At 64.0% G+C, this 21,022-nt stretch carries 22 protein-coding genes; 8 read left to right on the top strand and 14 right to left on the bottom strand.

Going from position 1 to position 21,022, the window contains the following annotated elements; genetic code table 11:
• Nucleotides 1–68 precede the first annotated feature (68 nt).
• Complete coding sequence (locus AXZ77_RS18125; protein ID WP_098412210.1) at nucleotides 69–1,304, top strand: MFS transporter; 1,236 nt, start codon at nucleotides 69–71, stop codon at nucleotides 1,302–1,304.
• Here the strand turns inward: AXZ77_RS18125 and AXZ77_RS18130 are convergent.
• Nucleotides 1,292–2,143 (bottom strand): SDR family oxidoreductase, encoded by an 852-nt coding sequence (locus AXZ77_RS18130; RefSeq protein WP_098412211.1) that lies wholly within the window; start codon nucleotides 2,141–2,143, stop codon nucleotides 1,292–1,294. The genes AXZ77_RS18125 and AXZ77_RS18130 overlap by 13 nt on opposite strands.
• Nucleotides 2,144–2,245: 102 nt before the next feature.
• Between AXZ77_RS18130 and ade the strand changes: the two genes are divergently transcribed.
• The 5 genes from ade (at nucleotide 2,246) to AXZ77_RS18155 (ending at nucleotide 7,585) form a co-directional block, all read left to right on the top strand.
• On the top strand, nucleotides 2,246–4,048 hold the full coding sequence (gene ade, locus AXZ77_RS18135; RefSeq protein ID WP_098412212.1) for an adenine deaminase: 1,803 nt from the start codon (nucleotides 2,246–2,248) through the stop codon (nucleotides 4,046–4,048).
• Entirely contained in the window at nucleotides 4,045–5,520 is a 1,476-nt protein-coding gene (locus tag AXZ77_RS18140; RefSeq protein WP_098412213.1) for an AMP nucleosidase, read from the top strand. The genes ade and AXZ77_RS18140 overlap by 4 nt, the downstream gene beginning before the upstream one ends.
• Nucleotides 5,521–5,651: 131 nt before the next feature.
• Complete coding sequence (locus AXZ77_RS18145) at nucleotides 5,652–5,939, top strand: HU family DNA-binding protein (protein ID WP_075776797.1); 288 nt, start codon at nucleotides 5,652–5,654, stop codon at nucleotides 5,937–5,939.
• 87 nt (nucleotides 5,940–6,026) lie between these two features.
• Nucleotides 6,027–6,902 carry a DMT family transporter gene (locus tag AXZ77_RS18150; protein ID WP_098412214.1) on the top strand — a complete coding sequence of 292 codons (876 nt, stop codon included), beginning with the start codon at nucleotides 6,027–6,029 and terminating at the stop codon, nucleotides 6,900–6,902.
• Nucleotides 6,899–7,585, top strand: a complete 687-nt coding sequence (locus AXZ77_RS18155; RefSeq protein ID WP_098412215.1) for an NnrU family protein — start codon at nucleotides 6,899–6,901, stop codon at nucleotides 7,583–7,585. The genes AXZ77_RS18150 and AXZ77_RS18155 overlap by 4 nt, the downstream gene beginning before the upstream one ends.
• Here the strand turns inward: AXZ77_RS18155 and AXZ77_RS18160 are convergent.
• The 3 genes from AXZ77_RS18160 to dapD all read right to left on the bottom strand — a co-directional run bounded on the left by AXZ77_RS18160 (nucleotide 7,582) and on the right by dapD (nucleotide 10,126).
• Nucleotides 7,582–8,742: a lytic murein transglycosylase gene (locus AXZ77_RS18160; protein ID WP_369679784.1), complete on the bottom strand. Its 1,161-nt coding sequence runs from the start codon at nucleotides 8,740–8,742 to the stop codon at nucleotides 7,582–7,584. The two genes, AXZ77_RS18155 and AXZ77_RS18160, sit on opposite strands and share 4 nt — an antisense overlap.
• A 198-nt stretch (nucleotides 8,743–8,940) precedes the next feature.
• Nucleotides 8,941–9,306, bottom strand: coding sequence for a hypothetical protein (locus AXZ77_RS18165; protein WP_078605036.1), 366 nt, complete (start codon nucleotides 9,304–9,306; stop codon nucleotides 8,941–8,943).
• Nucleotides 9,299–10,126 (bottom strand): 2,3,4,5-tetrahydropyridine-2,6-dicarboxylate N-succinyltransferase, encoded by an 828-nt coding sequence (dapD, locus tag AXZ77_RS18170; protein ID WP_078521584.1) that lies wholly within the window; start codon nucleotides 10,124–10,126, stop codon nucleotides 9,299–9,301. The genes AXZ77_RS18165 and dapD overlap by 8 nt, the downstream gene beginning before the upstream one ends.
• 81 nt (nucleotides 10,127–10,207) lie before the next feature.
• On the opposite strand from dapD, the gene AXZ77_RS18175 reads away from it, so the two are divergent.
• Entirely contained in the window at nucleotides 10,208–11,029 is an 822-nt protein-coding gene (locus AXZ77_RS18175) for an LOG family protein (RefSeq protein WP_098412217.1), read from the top strand.
• Nucleotides 11,030–11,039: 10 nt separating this feature from the next.
• Here the strand turns inward: AXZ77_RS18175 and AXZ77_RS18180 are convergent, their stop codons facing one another.
• From AXZ77_RS18180 to AXZ77_RS18195, 4 genes are all read right to left on the bottom strand, one after another.
• Nucleotides 11,040–11,750, bottom strand: coding sequence for a gamma-glutamyl-gamma-aminobutyrate hydrolase family protein (locus AXZ77_RS18180; RefSeq protein ID WP_083078041.1), 711 nt, complete (start codon nucleotides 11,748–11,750; stop codon nucleotides 11,040–11,042).
• Nucleotides 11,747–12,706, bottom strand: a complete 960-nt coding sequence (locus AXZ77_RS18185; RefSeq protein ID WP_098412218.1) for an amidoligase family protein — start codon at nucleotides 12,704–12,706, stop codon at nucleotides 11,747–11,749. The genes AXZ77_RS18180 and AXZ77_RS18185 overlap by 4 nt, the downstream gene beginning before the upstream one ends.
• A 59-nt stretch (nucleotides 12,707–12,765) precedes the next feature.
• Nucleotides 12,766–13,947 carry a 23S rRNA (adenine(2503)-C(2))-methyltransferase RlmN gene (gene rlmN, locus AXZ77_RS18190; RefSeq protein ID WP_078521591.1) on the bottom strand — a complete coding sequence of 394 codons (1,182 nt, stop codon included), beginning with the start codon at nucleotides 13,945–13,947 and terminating at the stop codon, nucleotides 12,766–12,768.
• Between the two features lie 133 nt (nucleotides 13,948–14,080).
• A complete protein-coding gene (locus AXZ77_RS18195; RefSeq protein ID WP_098412612.1) occupies nucleotides 14,081–14,596 on the bottom strand; it encodes an invasion associated locus B family protein in 516 nt (171 codons plus the stop codon).
• A 166-nt stretch (nucleotides 14,597–14,762) separates the two neighbouring features.
• Here AXZ77_RS18195 and AXZ77_RS18200 point away from each other — a divergent pair, with 166 nt between their 5' ends.
• Entirely contained in the window at nucleotides 14,763–15,755 is a 993-nt protein-coding gene (locus AXZ77_RS18200; protein WP_098412219.1) for an asparaginase, read from the top strand.
• A 3-nt stretch (nucleotides 15,756–15,758) separates the two neighbouring features.
• Here AXZ77_RS18200 and AXZ77_RS18205 read toward each other — a convergent pair whose 3' ends face one another.
• The 6 genes from AXZ77_RS18205 to AXZ77_RS18230 all read right to left on the bottom strand — a co-directional run bounded on the left by AXZ77_RS18205 (nucleotide 15,759) and on the right by AXZ77_RS18230 (nucleotide 19,481).
• Nucleotides 15,759–16,577 (bottom strand): DUF1217 domain-containing protein, encoded by an 819-nt coding sequence (locus tag AXZ77_RS18205; RefSeq protein ID WP_098412220.1) that lies wholly within the window; start codon nucleotides 16,575–16,577, stop codon nucleotides 15,759–15,761.
• On the bottom strand, nucleotides 16,574–16,978 hold the full coding sequence (flbT, locus tag AXZ77_RS18210; protein ID WP_098412221.1) for a flagellar biosynthesis repressor FlbT: 405 nt from the start codon (nucleotides 16,976–16,978) through the stop codon (nucleotides 16,574–16,576). The genes AXZ77_RS18205 and flbT overlap by 4 nt, the downstream gene beginning before the upstream one ends.
• Nucleotides 16,975–17,394: a flagellar biosynthesis regulator FlaF gene (gene flaF / locus AXZ77_RS18215; RefSeq protein ID WP_176536075.1), complete on the bottom strand. Its 420-nt coding sequence runs from the start codon at nucleotides 17,392–17,394 to the stop codon at nucleotides 16,975–16,977. Before flaF ends, flbT begins: the two co-directional genes overlap by 4 nt.
• Before the next feature lie 42 nt (nucleotides 17,395–17,436).
• Nucleotides 17,437–18,657 (bottom strand): flagellin, encoded by a 1,221-nt coding sequence (locus tag AXZ77_RS18220; protein WP_098412223.1) that lies wholly within the window; start codon nucleotides 18,655–18,657, stop codon nucleotides 17,437–17,439.
• Nucleotides 18,658–18,865: 208 nt separating this feature from the next.
• Nucleotides 18,866–19,204 (bottom strand): flagellar export chaperone FlgN, encoded by a 339-nt coding sequence (flgN, locus tag AXZ77_RS18225; protein ID WP_098412224.1) that lies wholly within the window; start codon nucleotides 19,202–19,204, stop codon nucleotides 18,866–18,868.
• Nucleotides 19,197–19,481, bottom strand: a complete 285-nt coding sequence (locus AXZ77_RS18230; protein ID WP_098412225.1) for a rod-binding protein — start codon at nucleotides 19,479–19,481, stop codon at nucleotides 19,197–19,199. Before AXZ77_RS18230 ends, flgN begins: the two co-directional genes overlap by 8 nt.
• Nucleotides 19,482–21,022 lie beyond the last annotated feature (1,541 nt).

Below are 21,022 nucleotides of genomic sequence, written 5' to 3' on the forward strand. Positions count from 1 at the left end.
TTGACGCGCTGCAGCATACATGTCGATATGCGGCCCGCGCGGAAGGGAGATCCGCCGGGAGATGTAAAATGACGCAAGCCAAATTGTTCACGCCGGTTCTGATCGGCGGTGCCGTGATCCTGATGCTGAGCTTCGCCATCCGGGCGAGCTTCGGCGTTTTCCAGATTCCGATCGCCAGCGAGTTCAACTGGCCACGCGCCGAATTCTCGCTCGCCATCGCGGTACAGAACCTCGCCTGGGGGATCGGACAGCCGATCTTCGGCGCGATCGCCGAGCGTTGGGGCGACCGGCTTGCGATCGTCCTCGGCGCGCTGGTCTATGCGCTCGGTCTCGTGCTTTCGGCCTTCGCGGTGGAGCCGGGGCAGCATCAGCTTCTGGAAATCCTCGTGGGCTTCGGCATCGCGGGCACGGGCTTCGGCGTGATCCTCGCCGTGGTGGGCCGCGCGACCTCCGACGAGAACCGCTCGCTCGCGCTGGGTATCGCGACGGCGGCGGGCTCGGCAGGTCAGGTCTTCGGCGCGCCCATGGCGGAGCTGCTGCTCGGCCATTTCCCGTGGCAGACGGTCTTCGTGATCTTCGCCGCCGTGATCCTCGCCTCGCTGGCCTTCCTGCCGCTGATCCGCGCGCCCGAGCGCGCCAGCCGTGAGGAAATGGCCGAAAGCATGGGCAGCGTCCTGATGCGCGCCTTCCGCGATCCGTCCTACACGCTGATCTTCCTCGGCTTCTTCTCCTGCGGCTATCAGCTGGGCTTCATCACCGCGCATTTCCCCGCGATGGTGACCGAGATGTGCGGCGCGGTGCCACCCGGATCGCTGCTCGCCGGAATCGGGATCGAGACGACCTCGGCGCTCGGCGCTGCCGCGATCTCGGTGATCGGCCTCGCCAATATTGCGGGCACGATCTTCGCGGGTTGGGCGGGCAAGCGCTATTCGAAGAAGTACCTTCTGGCGGGGGTGTATCTGCTGCGCACCTTCGTCGCCGGCGCGTTCATCCTGACGCCGATGACGCCCGCGACGGTGCTGATCTTCTCGCTCGCGATGGGGGCGCTGTGGCTGGCGACGGTGCCGCTGACCTCGGGGCTGGTCGCGCATATCTACGGGCTGCGCTACATGGGCACGCTCTACGGGATCGTCTTCTTCTCGCACCAGGTGGGCGCGTTCCTCGGCGTCTGGCTGGGCGGCAAGCTCTACGACATCTACGGCGATTACACGCTGGTCTGGTGGGTCGGCGTGGGCGTGGGCGCCTTCTCGGCCATCGTGCATCTGCCGGTGCGCGAGAAGCGGGTCGAGCTTCAGCCCGCCTGATCGAGCAGCGCGCGCAGCCCTGCGCGGTAATCCGGATAGCGCAGCGTGACGCCAAGGTCGCGTTTGATCTTGTCGTTCCGCACCCGCTTGCTCTCGGCATAGAAGCTGCGCGCCATCGGGCTCAGATCGGCCTCGTCGAACGGCACCTCGGGCGGCAGCGGCAGATCGAGCAGCTCCGCCGCATAGGCGATCACATCCTGCGGCGGGGCGGGATCGTCGTCGCAGACATTATAGACCGCGCCCGGATCGGGATTGTCGATCGAGGCCAGCAGCACCTGCGCGATATCCTCGACATGAATGCGCGAGAAGACCTGCCCCTCCTTGACGATCCGCCGGGCTGTGCCCTGCCGTACCTTCTCGAAGGGCCCGCGCCCGGGGCCGTAGATCCCCGCGAGCCGGAAGATATGCAGCGGCAGGTCATGGGCTGCGGCCAGCGCGCCCCAAGCCGCCTCGGCCTCTACCCGCGCCTGTCCGCGCTTGGTCGAAGGGGTCAGCGGCGTCGCCTCGTCGACCCAGCCGCCCGCGTGATCGCCATAGACGCCGACGGTCGAAAGATAGCCGATCCACTCCAAATGCTGCGATGCAGCAATTTCGGAATGCTGCGCAGCGAGAACCGGGTCTCCTTCCGGTCCCGGCGCCACGGAACTCAGCAGATGCGTCGCCTGATCGAGCGGCAGAGGCCCACCTTCCCAGACCAGCGGCTCCACTCCTTCGCTGCGCAGCATTTCGGCCTTCTCGGCGCTGCGCGTGGTGCCGATCACCCGCCAGCCGCTTGCCAGAAGAAGCGGTGCGAGCGCACGGGCCGAATAGCCATGTCCGATGGAAAGAAGCGTCGGCATCACGGCCCCCTTTTGCGTTTCTGTCATCCGTCATAGGTAGAGGCTGTGTGAAGGCATAACAACGTCTCTTGAACCTTCCCGCACGCAATGACAGGCTTGGACATGGAACAGAAGAACAAGATCAAATCCTGGCCCGAAGCCGCACCGCGATTGATTGCCGTGGCTGCCGGGCGCGAACCCGCCGACCTCGTGATCCGGGGTGGCAAATGGGTCAATGTCCACACGCGTGAGGTTCTCGAGGGCTACGATATTTCCGTGGCCGAGGGGCGATTTGCCGCCGTGGCCCCCGATCTGTCGGACAGTATCGGACCCGACACCGAAGTGATCGAGGCCGAGGGGCGCTACATGGTGCCGGGCCTGTGCGACGCGCATATGCATATCGAGAGCGGCATGCTCACGCCCGCTGAATTCGCCGCCGCGGTGATCCCGCATGGCACGACGAGCATGTTCACCGATCCGCATGAGATCGCGAATGTGCTGGGGCTCGACGGCGTGCGGATGATGCATGACGAGGCGCTGATGCAGCCGGTCAACATCTTCACCCAGATGCCCTCCTGCGCGCCCTCCGCGCCGGGGCTGGAGACCACGGGTTTCGAGATCACCCCCGAGGACGTGGCCGAGGCGATGACATGGCCCGGCATCATCGGTCTGGGCGAGATGATGAACTTCCCCGGCGTGATCAATGCCGATCCTAAGATGCTCGCCGAAATCGCGGCGACGCAGAACGCGCATAAGACCGTGGGCGGACATTACGCCTCCCCCGATCTGGGCGCGCCGTTCCGCGCCTATGTCGCGGGCGGGCCCGCCGACGATCACGAGGGCACCTGCGAGGCCGATGCGATCGCGCGGGTGCGTAACGGGATGCGCTCGATGATGCGGCTGGGCTCCGCTTGGTATGACGTGGAGACGCAGATCACCGCCGTCACCGAGAAGGGTCTCGATCCGCGCAACTTCATCCTGTGCACCGATGACTGCCATTCGGGCACGCTGGTGAATGACGGGCATATGAACCGCGTCTTCCGCCATGCGGTGGCGTGCGGAGCCGATCCTCTGGTCGCGCTGCAGATGTGTACACTCAACACCGCGACGCATTTCGGGCTGGAGCGCGAGCTGGGCTCGATCACGCCGGGCCGCCGGGCCGATGTGATCCTGACCTCGGACCTCGCGACCCTGCCGGTCGAGCAGGTCATCGCGCGGGGCAAGACGGTCGCGAAGGAGGGCAAGCTGCTGGCGGAATGCCCGCATTACAACTGGCCCGACAGCGCCCGCAACACGGTGCATCTGGGCAAGCCCCTGACGGCGGCGGATTTCGAGATTAAAGCGCCGGAGGGCGCCAACACCGTCACCGCCCGCGTGATCGGCGTGGTCGAGAACCAGGCCCCCACTAAGGCGCTGACGGCGGAGCTGGACGTGACCGACGGGCTCGCCCAGCCCGACACCGCCAAGGACATCGCGCAGATCGCGCTGGTGGAACGCCATCAGGGCACCGGCGGCGTCACCAACGGCTTCGTCTCGGGCTTCGGCTACAAGGGGCGCATGGCCATGGGCTCGACCGTGGCCCATGACAGCCACCACATGATCGTGGTCGGCACCGACCGCGAGATGATGGCCGCCTGCGCCAATGCGCTTGGCGAGATGGGCGGCGGGGTCTCCGTCTGGAAGGACGGCGAAGAGATCGCCGCCGTGCCGCTGCCGATCGCAGGGCTGATGTCGGACGATCCGGCACAAACGGTGGCCGCGCGCGCCGCCAAGATGGTCGAGGCGATGGGCGCCTGCGGCTGCACTTTGAATAACGCTTACATGCAGCATTCGCTGCTCGCGCTCGTCGTCATTCCCGAGATCCGCATTTCGGATCTGGGCCTCGTCGACGTGACGCGTTTTGAACTGACGGATCTTTTTGAATGAACGAAACTCTTGAACTCATCACCCCGGAAACCGCAGCTGCGGAGACCTTCACCGATGCCGCCGAGGCGGTTGCCCGGCTCGAGGCGCTCTATGACGAGGCGACCGCCTTCCTGCTCGAGAAATTCAATGAGACGCTGGAGAGCAAAACCGCGCGGAACCGCTTTCGCGCCTTCTACCCGGAGGTGCGCATCTCCGTTTCCTCGCATATCAAGGCCGATAGCCGCTTGAGCTTCGGCCATGTGGCGCTGCCGGGCACCTACACCGCGACGATCACGCGGCCCGATCTGTTCCGAAACTACCTGACGCAGCAGCTGGGCCTGCTGATCAAGAACCACAACATTCCGGTCACGATCGGCCCCTCGGACACGCCGATCCCGGTGCATTTCGCCGTGGCTGCGCATCCAGAAGTGACCGTGCCGCAGGAAGGCGTTCTCGATTTCTCGCTGCGCGACGTGTTCGACGTGCCGGACCTTGCGGGGATGAACGACGATATCGTCAACGGCATGGCGGGGCCGAACCCGGATGGCTCGGGCCACCTCGCGCCGTTCACCGCGCAGCGGGTGGATTACTCGCTGGCGCGCCTGTCGCATTACACCGCGACCAAGGCCGAGCATTTCCAGAACCACGTGCTGTTCACGAACTACCAGTTCTATGTGGACGAGTTCGAGGCCGTCGCGCGGCGTCTGCTGGGCGACAAGGACTCGGGCTACACGAGCTTCGTGGCTCCCGGCAATCAGGAGATCACCGACCCGCAGGACGAGATTCCGGGCCTCGCGAAACTGCCGCAGATGCCCGCCTATCACCTCAAGCGCGCCGATGGCGGCGGGATCACGCTGGTCAATATCGGCGTCGGCCCGTCCAACGCGAAGACCGCGACGGACCACATCGCGGTGCTGCGCCCGCATGCCTGGCTGATGGTCGGTCACTGCGCGGGTCTGCGCAATTCGCAGCAGCTTGGGGACTTCGTCCTCGCCCATGCCTATCTGCGCGAAGACCATGTGCTCGACGACGACCTGCCCGTCTGGGTGCCGATCCCGGCGCTGGCCGAGATCCAGATCGCGCTGCAGGAAGCGGTGGCCGAAGTGACGAAGCTGGAAGGCTACGAGCTGAAGCGGATCATGCGGACCGGCACCGTCGCCACCATCGACAACCGCAACTGGGAGTTGAGAGACCAATCCGGCCCGGTCCATCGGCTGAGCCAGTCGCGCGCGGTTGCGCTCGATATGGAAAGCGCGACGATCGCGGCGAACGGCTTCCGGTTCCGGGTGCCCTACGGCACGCTTCTGTGCGTGTCCGACAAACCGCTGCATGGCGAGCTGAAGCTGCCGGGCATGGCCACCGAATTCTACCGCACCCAGGTTGCGAGCCATTTGCTCATCGGCATCCTCGCAATGGAGAAACTTCGCGAGATGCCTCTGGATCGTATTCACAGCCGGAAATTGCGTAGCTTCGAGGAAACAGCTTTTCTGTGACGTGGGAAAAACCCGTGTAATCTGGGAAAAGGGCTTGCCATGCTCAATAAAAACGTGTGGAACATGGCCCACCAACCGTGCAACGCGGACGAAATTGACCCTGGATTACCGGGGCGGAGAGAGGAACGAATATGTCGAAACCGATGACCAAGACCCAGCTGGTGGCAGCCCTCGCCGAGGCGATGGACGCCGACAAGAAGACGGCTTCGGCCGCACTCGACGCGATCACCGACGTCGTCACCAAAGAAGTGTCGAACGGCGGCGCCGTTACCCTGCCGGGCATTGGCAAAGTCTACTGCCGCGAGCGCCCCGAGCGCATGGTCCGCAACCCGGCCACCGGCGAGCAGATGCAGAAGCCGGCTGACAAGCAGGTCAAAGTGACCGTGGCGAAAGCGCTCAAGGACAGCGTCAACTCCTGATCGCACCACTCTCTCAAGAGAGGGACAGCCAAGTTTTTAGGGCGCCCGCGAGCAATCGGGGCGCCCTTTTTCAGGCCCGGAGGAAAGATGGATCTGCGCGCGATCGGAATGGGGCTCGCCTTTGCCCTTATGTGGTCTTCGGCTTTCACATCCACGCATATCATCGTGGCAGATGCACCGCCCCTTGCAGCCCTTGCCCTGCGCTTCGCGCTGTCCGGGGGGATCGGCATCGTGCTGGCACTGGCCTTCGGCCAAAGCTGGCGGCTAAGCCGGGCGCAGTGGCGCGCCACGATCATTTTCGGAATTTGCCAAAACGCGCTCTACCTAGGGTTTAACTGGGTCGCGATGACCACGGTCGAAGCCTCGGTCGCGGCGATCATCGCCTCGACCATGCCGCTGATCGTCGGCGCACTCGGCTGGATCGTCTTCCGCGACCGGATTCCGCCCCTCGGCATCGCCGGGCTGGTGGCAGGCTTCGCGGGCGTCGGCATCATCATGGGCGCGCGGCTGCAAGGCGGGATCGACCCGTTCGGGCTGGGCCTCTGCGTCGCGGGCGCGCTGGCGCTGGCGGTGGCGACGCTCACCGTGCGCGGCGCGAGCGGCGGCGGGGGCGGCGTGCTGATGATCGTCGGCCTGCAGATGCTGGTGGGCTCCGTGAGCCTCGCCGTGGTCTCCGCCTTCACCGAGCATCTCTCCGTCGAGGTAACGCCGACACTGGCCTTCGCCTTCACCTATACGGTGATCGTGCCGGGGCTGATGGCGACCTGGGTCTGGTTCCGGCTGGTGGGCCGCATCGGCGCGGTGCGCGCGGCGACCTTCCACTTCCTGACGCCCGTCTTCGGCGTCGCCATCGCCTGGGCGGTGCTGGGCGAGCATGTCGACTGGCACGACGCGCTTGGCGTGCTGGTGATCGCAGGCGGCATTCTCGCGGTGCAAATCTCAAAGCAAGAGGCGCGGCGGTGAGTGGCTGGACAGAATTCCTGCTTGCGGGATTTCTGTTCCTTGCCTCGCATGCGATCCCCTCTTTACCCCAGTTGAAGGCGCGCTTCGTGGCGCTTCTCGGGCCACGCGGCTGGACGATCGGCTTCGCGCTTCTCTCCACCGTGCTTTTGTTCTGGATGATCTTCGCCGCCGGGCGCGCGCCCTACGTGGCTCTTTGGCCGCAAGAGATCTGGGCGCGCTGGCTGGTCAATCTGGCGATGCCACTTGCGATCCTGCTGGGCAGTTTCGGGCTGGGTGCCCCCAATCCTTTCGCCTTCGAAGGCCACGCCACCGGGTTCGACCCGGACCGCCCCGGCATTGTCGGGCTGACACGGCAACCGCTCCTCTGGGCGATCCTGATCTGGGCCAGCGCGCATCTGATCGCCAATGGCGATCTGGCGCATGTGATCCTCTTCGGTGCCTTCGCCCTCTTCACGACGCTGGGGATGCGCGCGCTCGAAGCGCGCAAGCGGCGGCAGATGGGCGCGGCCGATTGGCAGCGGCTGAGCGCCCATACAGCGCTCATTCCCGGCGCGGCGTTTCTTTCCGGTCGTTGGAAGCCGCGCGCGCGACCCTCACTGATCCGGCTGGGAATGGCGCTGCTGGTCTGGGCCGCGCTCTATCACCTGCATGCGCCGGTGATAGGCGTCAGCCCGCAGCCTTAAGTGCCGCGCAGCACCTGCAGCAGCTCCAGCGTGGCGTAACCGTCGGGCGGCAGACCGCGCGACTTCTGGAAGGCCACGATCGCCTTCGAGGTATTCGCGCCGATCTTGCCATCGGTCCCCTCGGTATCGAAGCCCGCCGCGGTCAGGCGTTCCTGCAGCTCGACCTTCTGCTTGGAATTGAGCGGCTTGCCCGTGCGCGGCCAGTCCTGCACGAAGGGCCCCTTCCCTTTCAGACGATCCGACAGATGCCCCACGCCGATCACGTAGCTGTCGGCGGAGTTGTAGCGCGAGATGGCGCGGAAATTGCCGAAGATCATGAAGGCCGGCCCCTTCGCGCCCGCAGGCACGAGGATCGACGCCGAGCCGTAATTCGGCACCGTGCCGCCAGTGGCCGAGCGCACGCCAAGCGCCGCCCAGTCGGCGGGGCTCTTCTTCGTGCCCTTGCCGGTGAGGCCGTAATTGAAGCCAGAGGGCAGGATGACCTCAACGCCCCAGGGCTGCCCCTTCGACCAGCCCGAGCGCGCCAGATAGGCCGCCGTGGAGGCCAGCGCGTCGGTCGGATTCTCCGACCAGATGTCACGTCTGCCATCGCCGGTGAAATCGACCGCATAGGCGAGATAGGAAGTCGGGATGAATTGCGTGTGGCCCATCGCCCCGGCCCAGGAGCCGGTCATGTGCCGCTCGTCCACGTCGCCCGACTGGATGATCTTGAGCGCGGCGATCAGCTGCTTCGCGAAGAACTCACCACGCCGCCCGTCATAGGCCAGCGTCGCGAGTGCGGGGATGATCGCCGTCCTGCCGCGATAGGCACCGTAGCGGCTCTCCATGCCCCAGATCGCGACGACGACCTCTTTGTCGACGCCGTATTTGCGTTCGATCGCATTCAGCTGCGGGCCATACTGGCGCAGCATCTGCTTGCCGGTGGCCACGCGCTCCTCCGAGACCGCGCTGTCGAGGTAATCCCAGATCGACTTGGTGAATTCCGATTGGTAGCGGTCGCGCTCGATCACCTTGGGATTGTAGCGCACATCGGCCATCGCGCGGTTCCAGGTGTATTCGGTGATGCCGTTGGCCAGCGCACGCGACTTGAACCCCGCGAGGAAGGACTCGAAGCGGGCCTCGGTCAAGGCGTCCGTCGGCGGGATCGGGTCCGCCACGGGCGCACTGCCCCGCGCCAGCGGGCGGGGCGAAGATTCGGGAGGCCCCGCACAGGCCGAAAGCGCAGAAAATGCCAGAAATGTCAGTGGGATAATCTTGCCGGGAATTGCCATTGTGCCTGCTCGCTGTTTTGCCCTTTGAACCACTGTATCAACGGTTCGTGAGGTTTCAACGGGCGTCAAAAGACACTCTATGGCTTACTGCAGCGGCTTCTTGTCGTTGCCGAAAAACGGCTCCATCTGGGCGATGATCACGGAGTTCTCGTCGAGCGCACGTTGCATCAATTCACGTTCCGCATCGTCGATCTCATGACCCTGTTTCTCGCGCTCTGCGAGCGTGCCGTAACCCGTGACGTCAAGCGGCGCCATCTCGGCCTGCTTGAGGATCGCCACGGTCTCGCGCACGGCCTCTGCCTCGTCCACGCCCGAGGCGTAGCACAGCAGCCCCGCCCCGGACGCGCCTTTCGGCAGACCGTCATTGGGCGAACGACCAACCTCGACCAGCAGGGTAAAGACCTGCTGGCGCGAGGGTTTCTTCTGCGGCTTTTCCGGCTTCTCAGTCACGCAGCAGCTCGTTGATGCCGGTCTTCGACCGGGTTTGCGCATCGACGCGCTTCACGATCACCGCGCAATACAGGTTGATGCCGTTCTTGGACGGCATCGAGCCCGACACGACGACCGAATAGGGCGGCACTTCGCCATACATCACGTCGCCGGTCTCGCGATCGACGATCTTGGTCGACTTGCCGATATAGACGCCCATGCCCAGCACCGAGCCTTCGCGGACGATGCAGCCCTCGACGACTTCCGAGCGCGCGCCGATGAAGCAGTTGTCTTCGATGATGGTCGGGCCGGCCTGCATCGGCTCCAGCACGCCGCCGATACCGACGCCGCCCGACAGGTGCACGCCCTTGCCGATCTGCGCGCAGCTGCCGACGGTGGCCCAGGTGTCGACCATCGTGCCCTCGTCGACATAGGCGCCGAGGTTCACGAAGGAGGGCATCAGCACCACGCCCGGCGCGATATAGGCCGATTTGCGCACGATGCAGTTCGGCACGGCGCGAAAACCGCCGGCTTTCCACTCTTTGTCTCCCCAGCCTTTGAACTTGCTGTCGACCTTGTCCCACCAGTGGCCGCCCTGCGGGCCGCCATCCTGCTGCTCCATGTCCTTCAGACGGAAGCCCAGCAGAACCGCCTTCTTGGCCCATTGGTTCACATGCCAGTCGCCGTTCTCGCGTTTCTCCGCAACACGCAGTTCGCCGCGATCCAGCGCGTTGAGCGTATCTTCGATGGCCTCGCGGGTCTCACCGCCGGTCGAGGGCGTGATGGTGTCGCGGGCTTCCCAAGCGGCTTCGATTGCAGTTTCGAGCGCGGCGTTCGACATGGGCAAATCCTCTTTCAGGTGGCCTTTACAGCGTTCACGCTATAGTTGGTCAAAGCGAAACGCGCAATGAGCAGGTGCCCCATGAAGGACGACACGACGCATTCGTTCCGCCACTCGCGGGATGACGCGAAGGCTGCACAGAACATTCCCGACACGCCACAAACCCGCGCGCCCGCCTATCGGCTGGCCTATACGGACGTGGATTTCATGATGCGCGACGAGCTGCGCCCGGTTCGGTTGCAGCTCGAATTGCTCAAACCGCAGCTGATCATGGACGAGCGCGGCATCGAGTCGACCATCGTCATGTTCGGCGGCGCGCGCATCCCCGCGCCCGAGAACAAGGCCAACGCGAAAACCGAATATCTCGCGGAACTGTCGGGTTACTACGAAGAGGCCCGCCTCTTCGCGCGCGAGATGACCGAACGCTCGATGCAGGAATACGGCCGGGAGAACGTGATCTGCACCGGCGGCGGCCCCGGCGTGATGGAGGCGGGCAATCGCGGCGCGCATGAGGCGGGCGGGCAGTCGATCGGCCTCAATGTCGTGCTGCCGCATGAGCAGGCCCCGAACGAATACGTCACGCCCGATCTGACCTTCAACTTCCACTATTTCGCGATCCGGAAGATGCATTTCCTGATGCGCGCCCGCGCCGTGTGCGTCTTCCCCGGCGGCTTCGGCACGCTCGACGAGATGTTCGAGGCGCTGACCCTGATCCAGACGGGCCGGATGTCGAGAATCCCCTTCATCCTGTTCGGGCGGCAGTTCTGGGAAGAGATCATCAACTGGGATCGGCTGGCCGAGGCCGGGACGATCTCGCCCGAGGATCTCGATCTGGTCAGCTTCGTCGAGAGCGCCAAGGACGCGGTCGCGATCATCGACAATTGGAATTACGAGAACTGCTGAGGCGCGGCGCTCAGGCCTTCGCCTCGGCGCTGACCTCGGGCAGTTGCGCGCGGTGCTCATGGCTTGCGCGCGCTGCCGCCACCAGTGCCCGGAACAGCGCACGCTGCCGATGGGCATAGGTCAGGTATTCCGGGTGCCACTGAACGCCGAGGGCGAAAGGCTCCTCGACCCGCTCGACCGCCTGCACCATCCCCGACCCGTCGCGCGCCGCGACCCGTAGCCCGTCGCCCAGGCGATCCACGGCCTGACTGTGCAGCGCGTTGACCCGCATCGGCTCCAGCCCCGCCAGCGCACCGAGCCGCGAGCCGGGTTCGACGCGAACGTCCTTCTTCGGCAGAAGCGTCGTATGTTTATGCGCGTTGTAATGATCGTAGGCGTCCTGATGAAGATCGCCCCCGAGCGCGACATTGATCATCTGCGCGCCGCGGCAAATCCCCAGCACCGGTTTGCCCTGCGCCATCGCCTCCTCGACGAGGCATTTCTCCAGCTCGTCACGCGCAGGGTCGAGCACCGCGCTCGCGATCAGATCGCCGCCATAGAGTTCGGGTGAAATGTCATCGCCGCCGCCCACGATCACACCGTCGACATGCTGCACCTCGGCGCGTTTGCCCGCGACCCAGCGGACCGAGCGTCCGCCCGCCAGCCAGACGCCGAAGGCGATGAAGGGGTAGACCCGCCACCCGGTGCGACGCGATGTCGATATGCCGATCAGGGGCTTCATCTATGCCCGGCAAGCCTCAGGATTTTCTCGCAGGTCTCGACCCATTTCCCGCCCAGCAGATGGAATTCGGTCTTCGCCGTCAACCATTCGCGACACATCAGGCCAAGAAGCTCGGGATCCGCCGCGAGCGTCTCCACGAACCACCAGCGTCGCCATTCGCTGTCGAGCGACCAGGTCTCATCGTCGATGCGGCAATCGGGTAGACGGAAATGGAAGGCGGGACGCGGCGAAACGGTGCCGCCCTTCCCTTCTTCCGGCGCGATGAGATCGGGCCGCAGCTCGCAGAAGATCGGCAGCATATCCAGCCCGTGGTTCCGCGACAGCGTCTGCCTCCGATAGGTGACGATCACCTCGTCGAGCGCAGCATCCGGGCCGAGCCGCGCCAGATCCTCGATCAGCTTTTTCGGATAGGGCGCCGTGAAAGGGAGCACCTCGCGCGTGGTCTCGATCGGCCATGTCTCGCGCATCCACTCCTCGATCAGCGCGAAGGCCAGAAGCGGACGAACGATATCCTCGGCCTTGCTGGAGGCGATCTCGGGGTTGAGGTGAAGGCCGAACCCATAGAGCAGAGACCGCCCCGTTCCCTGCGCACCTTCGCTGCGCAGCAATTCAATGAAATCAGAGAGTTGCAGAAGGCCTTCGCGATCCAGCGGCTCGGTCACGATCTCGACCGGAATGACCTCGCGCCCGATGCGCAGACCCAGCTCCTTGAGCGAGCTATCGGCTTGCTTGCGCAGCGAGATATCCAGATAGACCTGCAGATCGCCGATCTTCGTGCCAGTGACCTCCCAGTCCTGACCTTCGCTACGCCGCGCCTCACCCCCCAGCGCTTGCGCGGCGATCTGCGCGATGCGCGCCTCGGTGAGCCCGGCAAACTCGATCTCCACGCCGGTCCGGCGCGGCTTTCCCTCGGCATTACAGGGCTTTGGCAGCGGGGCGATGGCCTCTCGCGTCATGACGTCTCCGGTTAGTTCCCACACGCAGCGTCAATGCAGAAGCGGCGAAGCGGGTTCCCTTAAAGCCCCGCTTCCGCCTGAATTTGCGCCCGCGACTTGCGCGCCCGCTCGGTCGCCGATTTCAACTGACCGCAGGCGGCCATGATGTCCTCGCCGCGCGGCGTACGGATCGGCGAGGCGTAGCCCGCCTTGTAGATGATGTCGGCGAAGCTCTCGATCCGCTCCCAATCGCTGCGCTCATAAGGCGCGCCCGGCCATTCGTTGAACGGGATCAGGTTGATCTTCGCGGGGATGCCGCGGATCAGCTTCACCAGACGCCGCGCGTCCTCGTCGCTGTCGTTCACACCCTTGAGCATGACGTATTCGAACGTGATCCGCTCGGAGTTCGACAGGCGCGGATATTCCCGCAGCGCGTTCAGCAGCGTCTCGATATTCCAGCGCTTGTTGATCGGCACCAGCTTGTCGCGCACCTCGTCGGTCGTGGCGTGGAAGGACACTGCCAGAAGACAGCCGATCTCCTCGGCGGTCTTCGCGATCTCCGGCACGACGCCCGAGGTCGACAGCGTGATCCGGCGGCGGCTGAGGCTGATGCCTTCACCATCCATCACGACCTGCATCGCGTCGCGGACATTCTCGAAGTTATAAAGCGGCTCGCCCATCCCCATCAGAACGACGTTCGACACCAGACGGGTCTCGTTCTTCGGGCTGTTCTTCTCGGGCCATTCGCCAAGATCGTCGCGTGCGAGCATGACCTGCCCGACGATCTCGCCCGGGGTCAGGTTGCGCACGAGTTTCTGCGTGCCGGTGTGGCAGAACGAACAGGTCAGCGTGCAGCCCACTTGGCTGGAGATGCACAGCGTGCCGCGGCTTTCCTCGGGGATATAGACCGCCTCGACCTCGTGGCCGCCCGCGATCTTCAGAAGGTATTTCCGCGTGCCGTCCTCGGAGACCTGCTTCGAGACGATCTCGGGCAGGGTAATCTCAAATTTCTCGGCCAGCATCGCGCGGTAATCCTTGGCGAGGTTGGTCATCGCCGCGAAATCGCGCACGCCCCAGTAATAGAGCCACTGCCAGATCTGGCCGACGCGCATCTTCGCCTGCTTCTCGGGCGTGCCCGCCTCGATCAGCGCCGCGCGCAGCTGGTCACGGGTGAGGCCGATGAGGTTCACCTTGCCGCCTTCGGGCAGCTTGCGCGGGATCGTGTGCACGTCTTGCGTGATCGGAGCCTGAGACTGGGTCATCGCATGTTTCCTTGAAATGAGGCGCCTCATATAGGGGATTCGCCCCTGCATTAACAGGGGGCGTCGCGCTTTTGGCTCGAACGCGAAAACCCCGGCGCATGGCCGGGGCTCCAATGTCAGGCGCGAGGGTCGCTTACTGGCAGCGCTGCTCGGCTTCGGTGGTCGCGGCGGTGAAGCCCATCAGCGAGAACGTGTCCTCGGTCTGGGTGCCACGGCTCGAACGACCGGTCAGTTTCACGTCTGCGCCAGCCTTGAGGGCGTCGATGATCTTCGCATCCTCTTCCGGCGATCCGGCCCAAGCGCCGCCACCGTCGGTGAAGAGCGTGTATTTCTGACCGCCGACTTCGAGAGCGACCGTCGAGCCATCCGCGAAAGGATAGCCGCCCATGAACGAAATCTCGGGCTTCTTGCCCGGACGGTAGGTCACGAACAGCAGGATATCCCCGCGGTTCACCTGCACGACCTTGCCGCCTTTGGTGTTAACCGTCTTCTTCGGTTTCGACACGCCCCAGCACTCTTTCGGATCGTTATCGACGAAGACGCTCCAATCGGTATTCGCCGCGACGCGGTTGGTGCTTTCCTGCGCCATTGCGCCATGCCCCGCCCCGATCATGAGCGCGGCGACCGCCGCGATCCGCAGACCCTTCATCATCATGCTTACAGCCTCCAGCTGTCAGGTTGCCTCTGCATCGCCCGGGCCGGTCACCCTGTTTTCGGTGGCGAATGCGTTTTCCTCTCGATAACACTCATTTAACCTAAAAAAGCCTAGGGGTAAAACCCCGCGATGGCGAGATTTCGCGCATAGGAGGCAGGCGATGACGGCACCGAAGGCAATGATCGAGCTGTGGCGCGGGGGGATGTGTGAATCCGTCCATCATGGCCATGCGGTGATCTTCGGCCCGGAGGGGATCGAAGCCTCCTGGGGCGATCCCGAAGCCGTTATTTTTCCGCGCTCATCCGTGAAGATGATCCAGGCCCTGCCGCTGCTGGAAAGCGGCGCGGCGGAGGCCGCCGGGCTGACGACGCGCCAGCTGGCCCTCTCCTGCGCGAGCCATTCCGGCGCGCAGATGCACCGCGCGGCGGTCGAAGACTGGCTCGCGACGCTTGGGCTGGGCGATGACGACCTGTGCTGCGGGGCGCATCTGCCGCGCGACAAGGCCGAGAAGAAGCATCTGATCTGCTCGGATCACGCGCCTTGCCAAGCGCATAACAATTGCTCGGGCAAACATGCCGGGTTCCTGACGCTGAACCGGCATCTGGGCGGCGGCCCTGACTATGTGGAGATCGATCACCCCGCGCAGCGGGCCGTGAAATCCGCCTTTGAAGAGGTGACCGAAGAGACCTCGCCGCGCTACGGGATCGACGGATGCTCGGCCCCGAATTTCGCGACCAGCCTCGCCGGTCTCGGCCGCGCCATGCAATTCTTCGCGGCGGCAACCTCCGACGGCGATCTGCGGGCACGCGCTGCGACCCGTCTGGTCGACGCGATGATGGAGCATCCGGAGCTCGTCGCGGGCGAAGGCCGCGCCTGCACCGAGATCATGCGAGAGGCGAACGGGCGCGTCGCCGTCAAGACCGGTGCGGAAGGCGTCTATGTCGCCATGCTTCCGGATCAGAAACGCGGCATCGCCCTGAAGATCACTGATGGCGCGACCCGGGCCTCGGAAGCGGCGATAATCGCGCTGCTGATCCGCCTCGGTGCGCTCGATGCCAACGCGCCCGTCGTGCATCGCAGATTGACCGGCCCGATCACCAATTGGCGCGGCCTGAAAACGGGCGAGCTGCGCCGCGCCGCGCAGTTTCCCTAAAGCCTAGAGCCGAAGGGACAGGCCCTGAGCCCCTGCGTTCTGCAACAGGCTGAGCGCGACATTTTGCGACGAGACACTGGTCAGGCTCGAGAGCTGCGCACGAAGCAAATAATCCCGCGTCAGGACCTCCAGCTTGTCGGATGCACCGAGCTCCGCGGGGTCGGAGGTGCCATAGACGCGTTGCGCCTTCGACATATAGATTTCGCGTTGCTGATCGACATTCAGCGCGCCAACGCTGGATGGGAGGTTGAGCGCGGTCTGGAACACCCGGCTCAGGGATGGCGATCCGATAATCGTGTACCACTTCGCAGCCTCGGACATATCCTTTGCCGCGAGCTCACGTAGGTCGCGTTGCAACGACATCGCCATGCGCAGGTCATTATCAACTTCGCCAACCGCGACCTCGAATTCTCGGGTTTGAAATTTCGTCAGAATCTCATCCGCGAAAGTCGAAAGCTTCGTTCGCGGAACGGAGTGATCGCCGAAACCGAAAGCCGTGGTCAGCGCGAGATAGCTCTTATCCGACAGCTTGTTAGCCAGCGCTGTTCTGTCCAAAGAGCCTTCCTCGAGCACTTTTCGGATGAAGTATTTATTGTCGATATCCGCATCGAGACCGAATGCACCGAGCGCCACACCGAGCAGACGTCGATCGTCCACCAAAGCCTTCGCCGTATCGATCTGTCCGATCATCTCCCGGAAATATGTATCGAGGCGTTGGTTCTCCGTCGACGCCGCGAAAGCGGCCTGCTGCGTCTCCATCGTGCGCGAGAGAAATCGCCACCCCGCAAACCCGGAAAAAGGCACAACCGGCTGATACGTCATGGCGCGCCTGCGGCGAGGAGACGTTCCTCCCGTGGAAGAAGCGTGCGCAGCGCTTTCAGCGCTTGGTAATGCTGGTTCTCGATCACGGCGAGCGTGGCTGCATTGAGCTGCGCGCGACTATCTTGATCCTTGAGAACTTGACTGAGCTGCTCGATCCCCCGAAGCAACTGCATCTTCGCCTCTTGCGGGTCGGTGTCACCGGAGAGCACGAGCTGCGCGATATAGCAAACCCGACGGACCGGGGTGTTGACCTCTTCGGGATGTATCGCATCGCGCAGCCGCAGGATATTCGCGTTCGGCGTCATGATCGCGAGCCGCGATCGGCGATCTCCGTTTTCGATGACGGCACCGTTGATCAGCACTCTCTCTTTCGGGGCGAGTTTCAGAACGAGGCCGCTCATTGCTTTGCCCCTTCTTGTCGCAACCCGCGCATGATGGCGGTGTTCACGTCGATCAGCGCATCGACCGACCGCTTTTGCGAAAGCACGAGGCGGCTATGCGCCTGCGTGAACTCGTGCAGGAAAAAGATGCGGGCGCGGAGTTCTTGCGGCAAGCCATTCTCCGGGTCGGCGACATCGGCCGCGAGTGCAGTCCAGAGACGGCGGTTTTCGAAGATCGCTTCGGCCAGCGCGGCAAAAGGGGCATCTTGCGAAGAGACCTGTTTGAGGCGGCGCGTGATGCGGGCGAATAGCTCGAATTCGAGCCCGCGCGGAGTGCGCATCGGCTGGCTTGGATTGGAATAGGCCGTTTTGGCCAAAGTCGTCGCGTACACGGGAAATCCTTCCGGTGACTGAAACTGATCATGCGCGCGGCACATGAGGGAAGCGGGGGCGCCAAGTCAGGCGCCCCTACCCGAGCCTTAGCGGAACAGCGAGAGGATGTTCTGCGGCTGCTGGTTGGCGATTGAGAGCGCCTGAATGCCCAGCTGCTGCTGCGTCTGCAGCGCCTGAAGACGGGCCGAGGCCTCCTCCATGTCGGCATCGACAAGCGTGCCGATCCCCGCCTTGAGCGAGTCGCTCAGCTTCGAGATGAACTCGGCCTGAGTCTGGATACGCCCCTCGGCGGAGCCGAAGGCCGAAGCCGCATCGGTTGCGGTCTGGATGAGCGTTTCGATGCTGCCGAGCGCACTCGCCGCATTCCCGCCGGCACCGTCGTCAACATTGATCGCGCTCAGCAGACCGAGACCGCCCGAGCCGGCATTCTCATACTGACCGGTGATGGTCAGAGAAGCGGCCCCGTCATTGGTGATGGTGAGCGTGCCGGCGGTACCGCTGTCGTAATCGACGGTGACATTCGCGCCCGAGTTCTCGATTGCGGATTTCAGCCCGACCGCCACGACATCCGCAGTGGTCGTCGATGCGATATCCTCCGCCGTTACGACATAGGACACCGACAAGTCGCCGATGCTCATGTTGATCTTGTCGCCAGCCGCAAGGTTGGTGTCCACGATTACGACGGTCCCGTCGACATCCGAACCGCCAGTCGCATCGAGGGAGAACGAGAAGGCATCGTCCGTCGTCGCGGTTACGCCATCGGTGCCGGTGAACACGTCCGCGCCCGCATAGCCGCCAACGGAGAGGTCCTGTGCGGAAACGCCGATGTATTTGGCCGCGACCGTCCCATTCGACGCCCGATCGAGCGACGACAGAACGTTCACGGTCGAAGCGGAGGAACCGTCGACAAGGTTCAGGCCGTTGAACTGCGCCGCACCGACGACTGATTTGATCTGCTCGCGCAGCGCGTCGACATCGGTCTGAAGCTTTGTCTGGTCGACATTCTGCTCCTGCGCGGCGACGATCTTGCCTTTCATCTCGGTGAGCAGGTCAGTCACGGTTTCCGCTGCCTGGCGTGCCACGGCGACCGTGGATTCGCCGAGCGCGAGGCTGTCGGAGATCCCCGAGAAGCCCTTCACATCGGACTCCATCACTTTCGAAATCGCCCACACGGCCGCATTGTCTTTCGCCGAGCCGACGGATTTGCCGGTCGAGATTTCGGACTGCGTGGTCGCGAGGCCTGAATTGATCCCTTTCAGGGTCTGCAGCGCGACCATCGCGCTGGTATTCGTCAGAATGCTGGACATGATCTATCCTCTTAGTGTCGACGCTTTGCGTCACTCGATTGCAAAGCCGCGTGTTCGACGCGGCACTCAAGGCTTTCTGACCAATGCGCCTCCTGAGTCGTGAAGCGCGCCATCGCTTGGATGCGTCGCCACCATGGCTCTGCAAAGGCTAACAATCTGCTAAGTCTCCCCCGTGATCCCCCGGCAAATTCCGTTCATGATTAACAGCTTATGCACGTCGCTCGAAATCTCCGCTGCCGCGACGGATCGGCTGCGGACGGCCTTCCTTGTCATAGGAATCGAACCCTTTCGCCGCCGTCACGATCGTCTTCAGGCGAGCCTGCGCCGCGCGAACCCCTGCCAAGGCCGCGGCCAACAGAGTCTGATTCTCGCGGGCAAGCGCCCGGATTTGTTCGACTGTGTCGCGATCAAGATCCGCCAGCGCCGCCATGGCGCGCTCCTTTCGATCGCTCAAACCGACGAGGTCGGCGAAATCCGCAGATCGAATCGCTTCCCGCTCAAGGCGCAACAGCGACAACAGCTCTTCCGTAGCATTGCTTTCAGGCATCCTGCCTCCCGTTCTTAAGCGATTCGAAGATGATTTCTGCAAGGCCAATTCCGCCGGCCTCGACCATGGCCTTTGATTGTTCGGCCCTTAGGAAGGAGGAGAATTGCTCTTCTCCGATACCCCCGCCGAACGCGCCGTTTGCACCCGTCAAACCGGCCTCTTTGAGCATTTCCGAAAGGAAACCGGCCTCGAGCGCCTTCGCTTGCTCGAACAGTTTGGCGTCTTGCGGCGAGACGCCAGCGGCGCGTGGCAGCGGCGATACGGTCGGGCTGTGCATCGAACTCTCCGGTTGCGGATAATTTTCTGCACTCTGCCAGTCGGGCGTAAAGAATCAGTAAGTTCCTGCGGCAATAGTGGCCTCGACACAGACAGAAGTCGTGAGGACCATGATTCCCTTTCCGATGCCAGAAACGCCGAAAGGCTGGGGCGGCCATCTCAAGACTGCAGCCGCCCATCCTGAGGCGACAGAGCCACCAAGCGGTGGGTTTTCGCTTGAGGCAGAGCCCGCGCCGCGGGGCGCAGAGTTGCCCGGGACGCGCGAGGGTCAGGCTGAGCCCAAGACCAAAAAGGATGCGGAGCCCGAGTCTGACGAGACGCAGGCCTCGCCCCCGAGCGAGCCGGGCTCGCATGAAACCCCTGACAGCGCGGCGGGCCTCCTGCCGCCCGGGTCTTTAAACCGACTTGGTCCGGCTTCGACTGCGTCCGCGGCCGAACCAGATCTGCCCAATGCGTCCAATATCGGAAAGAGGCCGTTCGAGATCGCCGCATCGAATGAAGGAAGCGCATCGCCTGAACTAAGTGGGCAAGACGCGTTGAAAAAGACAAATACGGACGAAGAACCAACTCAGATCAGAAAGACACTCTCGGGCAGAACATTGCCTTCTGCTCCACTCTCGAACGGAAGCCCGATGCAGCCGCAGATCGGCGCGCAAAACAGGGGAGAGGGGCAAGATGGGATAGCCACAACATCTCCTACGAGAGTTGCGGGACCTGTCGTGCCGCGCGACGCGCACGCTCAGATACAGACGCCTGCCGAAGCCCATGAAGCATCAGCGGCGGCCGTGCCACCGCGACCCGGGGCAGCTGATGAGGCGCGGACGGAAGCTGAGCACGTTGAAACAAGGAACAGGCGGCATGGAGCAGCGACCGGCTCGAACCCTCTCCGCCCCGAAGCCGCGCCAACACGCGTTCCGAACACGACGCCGTCTTCCCACGCACCGCTGGCTGGGGGACTTTCTCAGGCGGCTTCTCGGAGCGAAACGCCTTCGATCTTGGCGCCGACAGAGCTTGTACCCCCACAAGCGCCCGAGACGGAGCCTGCAGAAACACCCGCGACCAGGAAGGCAGGCGAGGCTGCGGCTTCGACGCGCCTGTTAAAGCCAGCGATACCGTTCGAACCACCCCATGCTACGACGCAAAATTCCGGCGCTACGGAAAAGCCATTCGGCGCGAGCGAGGTCCGTCAGACCGGTGAGACGGACATCGTATCCCCAAGGTCACGGCACGCCGCAAAAATGGAAGGCCCACCTGACGGGCTGACGGCCCAAAGCGCTCCCGGCGGCATTACAGAGACCGAAACCTCCGGGGCGGAGAGGCACCCGTCTCCGCCGCCAATCTCGATTGGCGCAGAAAGCGGTGCTCCGAAAAATGCGAAGGTCGTGGAGCGCGAGAGGGCGACCCGGGTTGGCCCCTTGCCCGGCCAGCAGGACGGAGACGCCCCCCAAGCACCGCCTGCGCGCGTGGATCATGCCCAGGCCATCTATCTGACGTCGGCTGCATTGGGGGCGGCGCAGGCCGACACAAACGACCCCGGTCTGG

Origin of the sequence: Thioclava sp. ES.031, assembly GCF_002563775.1 — a bacterium.
Classification (GTDB): Bacteria; Pseudomonadota; Alphaproteobacteria; order Rhodobacterales; family Rhodobacteraceae; genus Thioclava.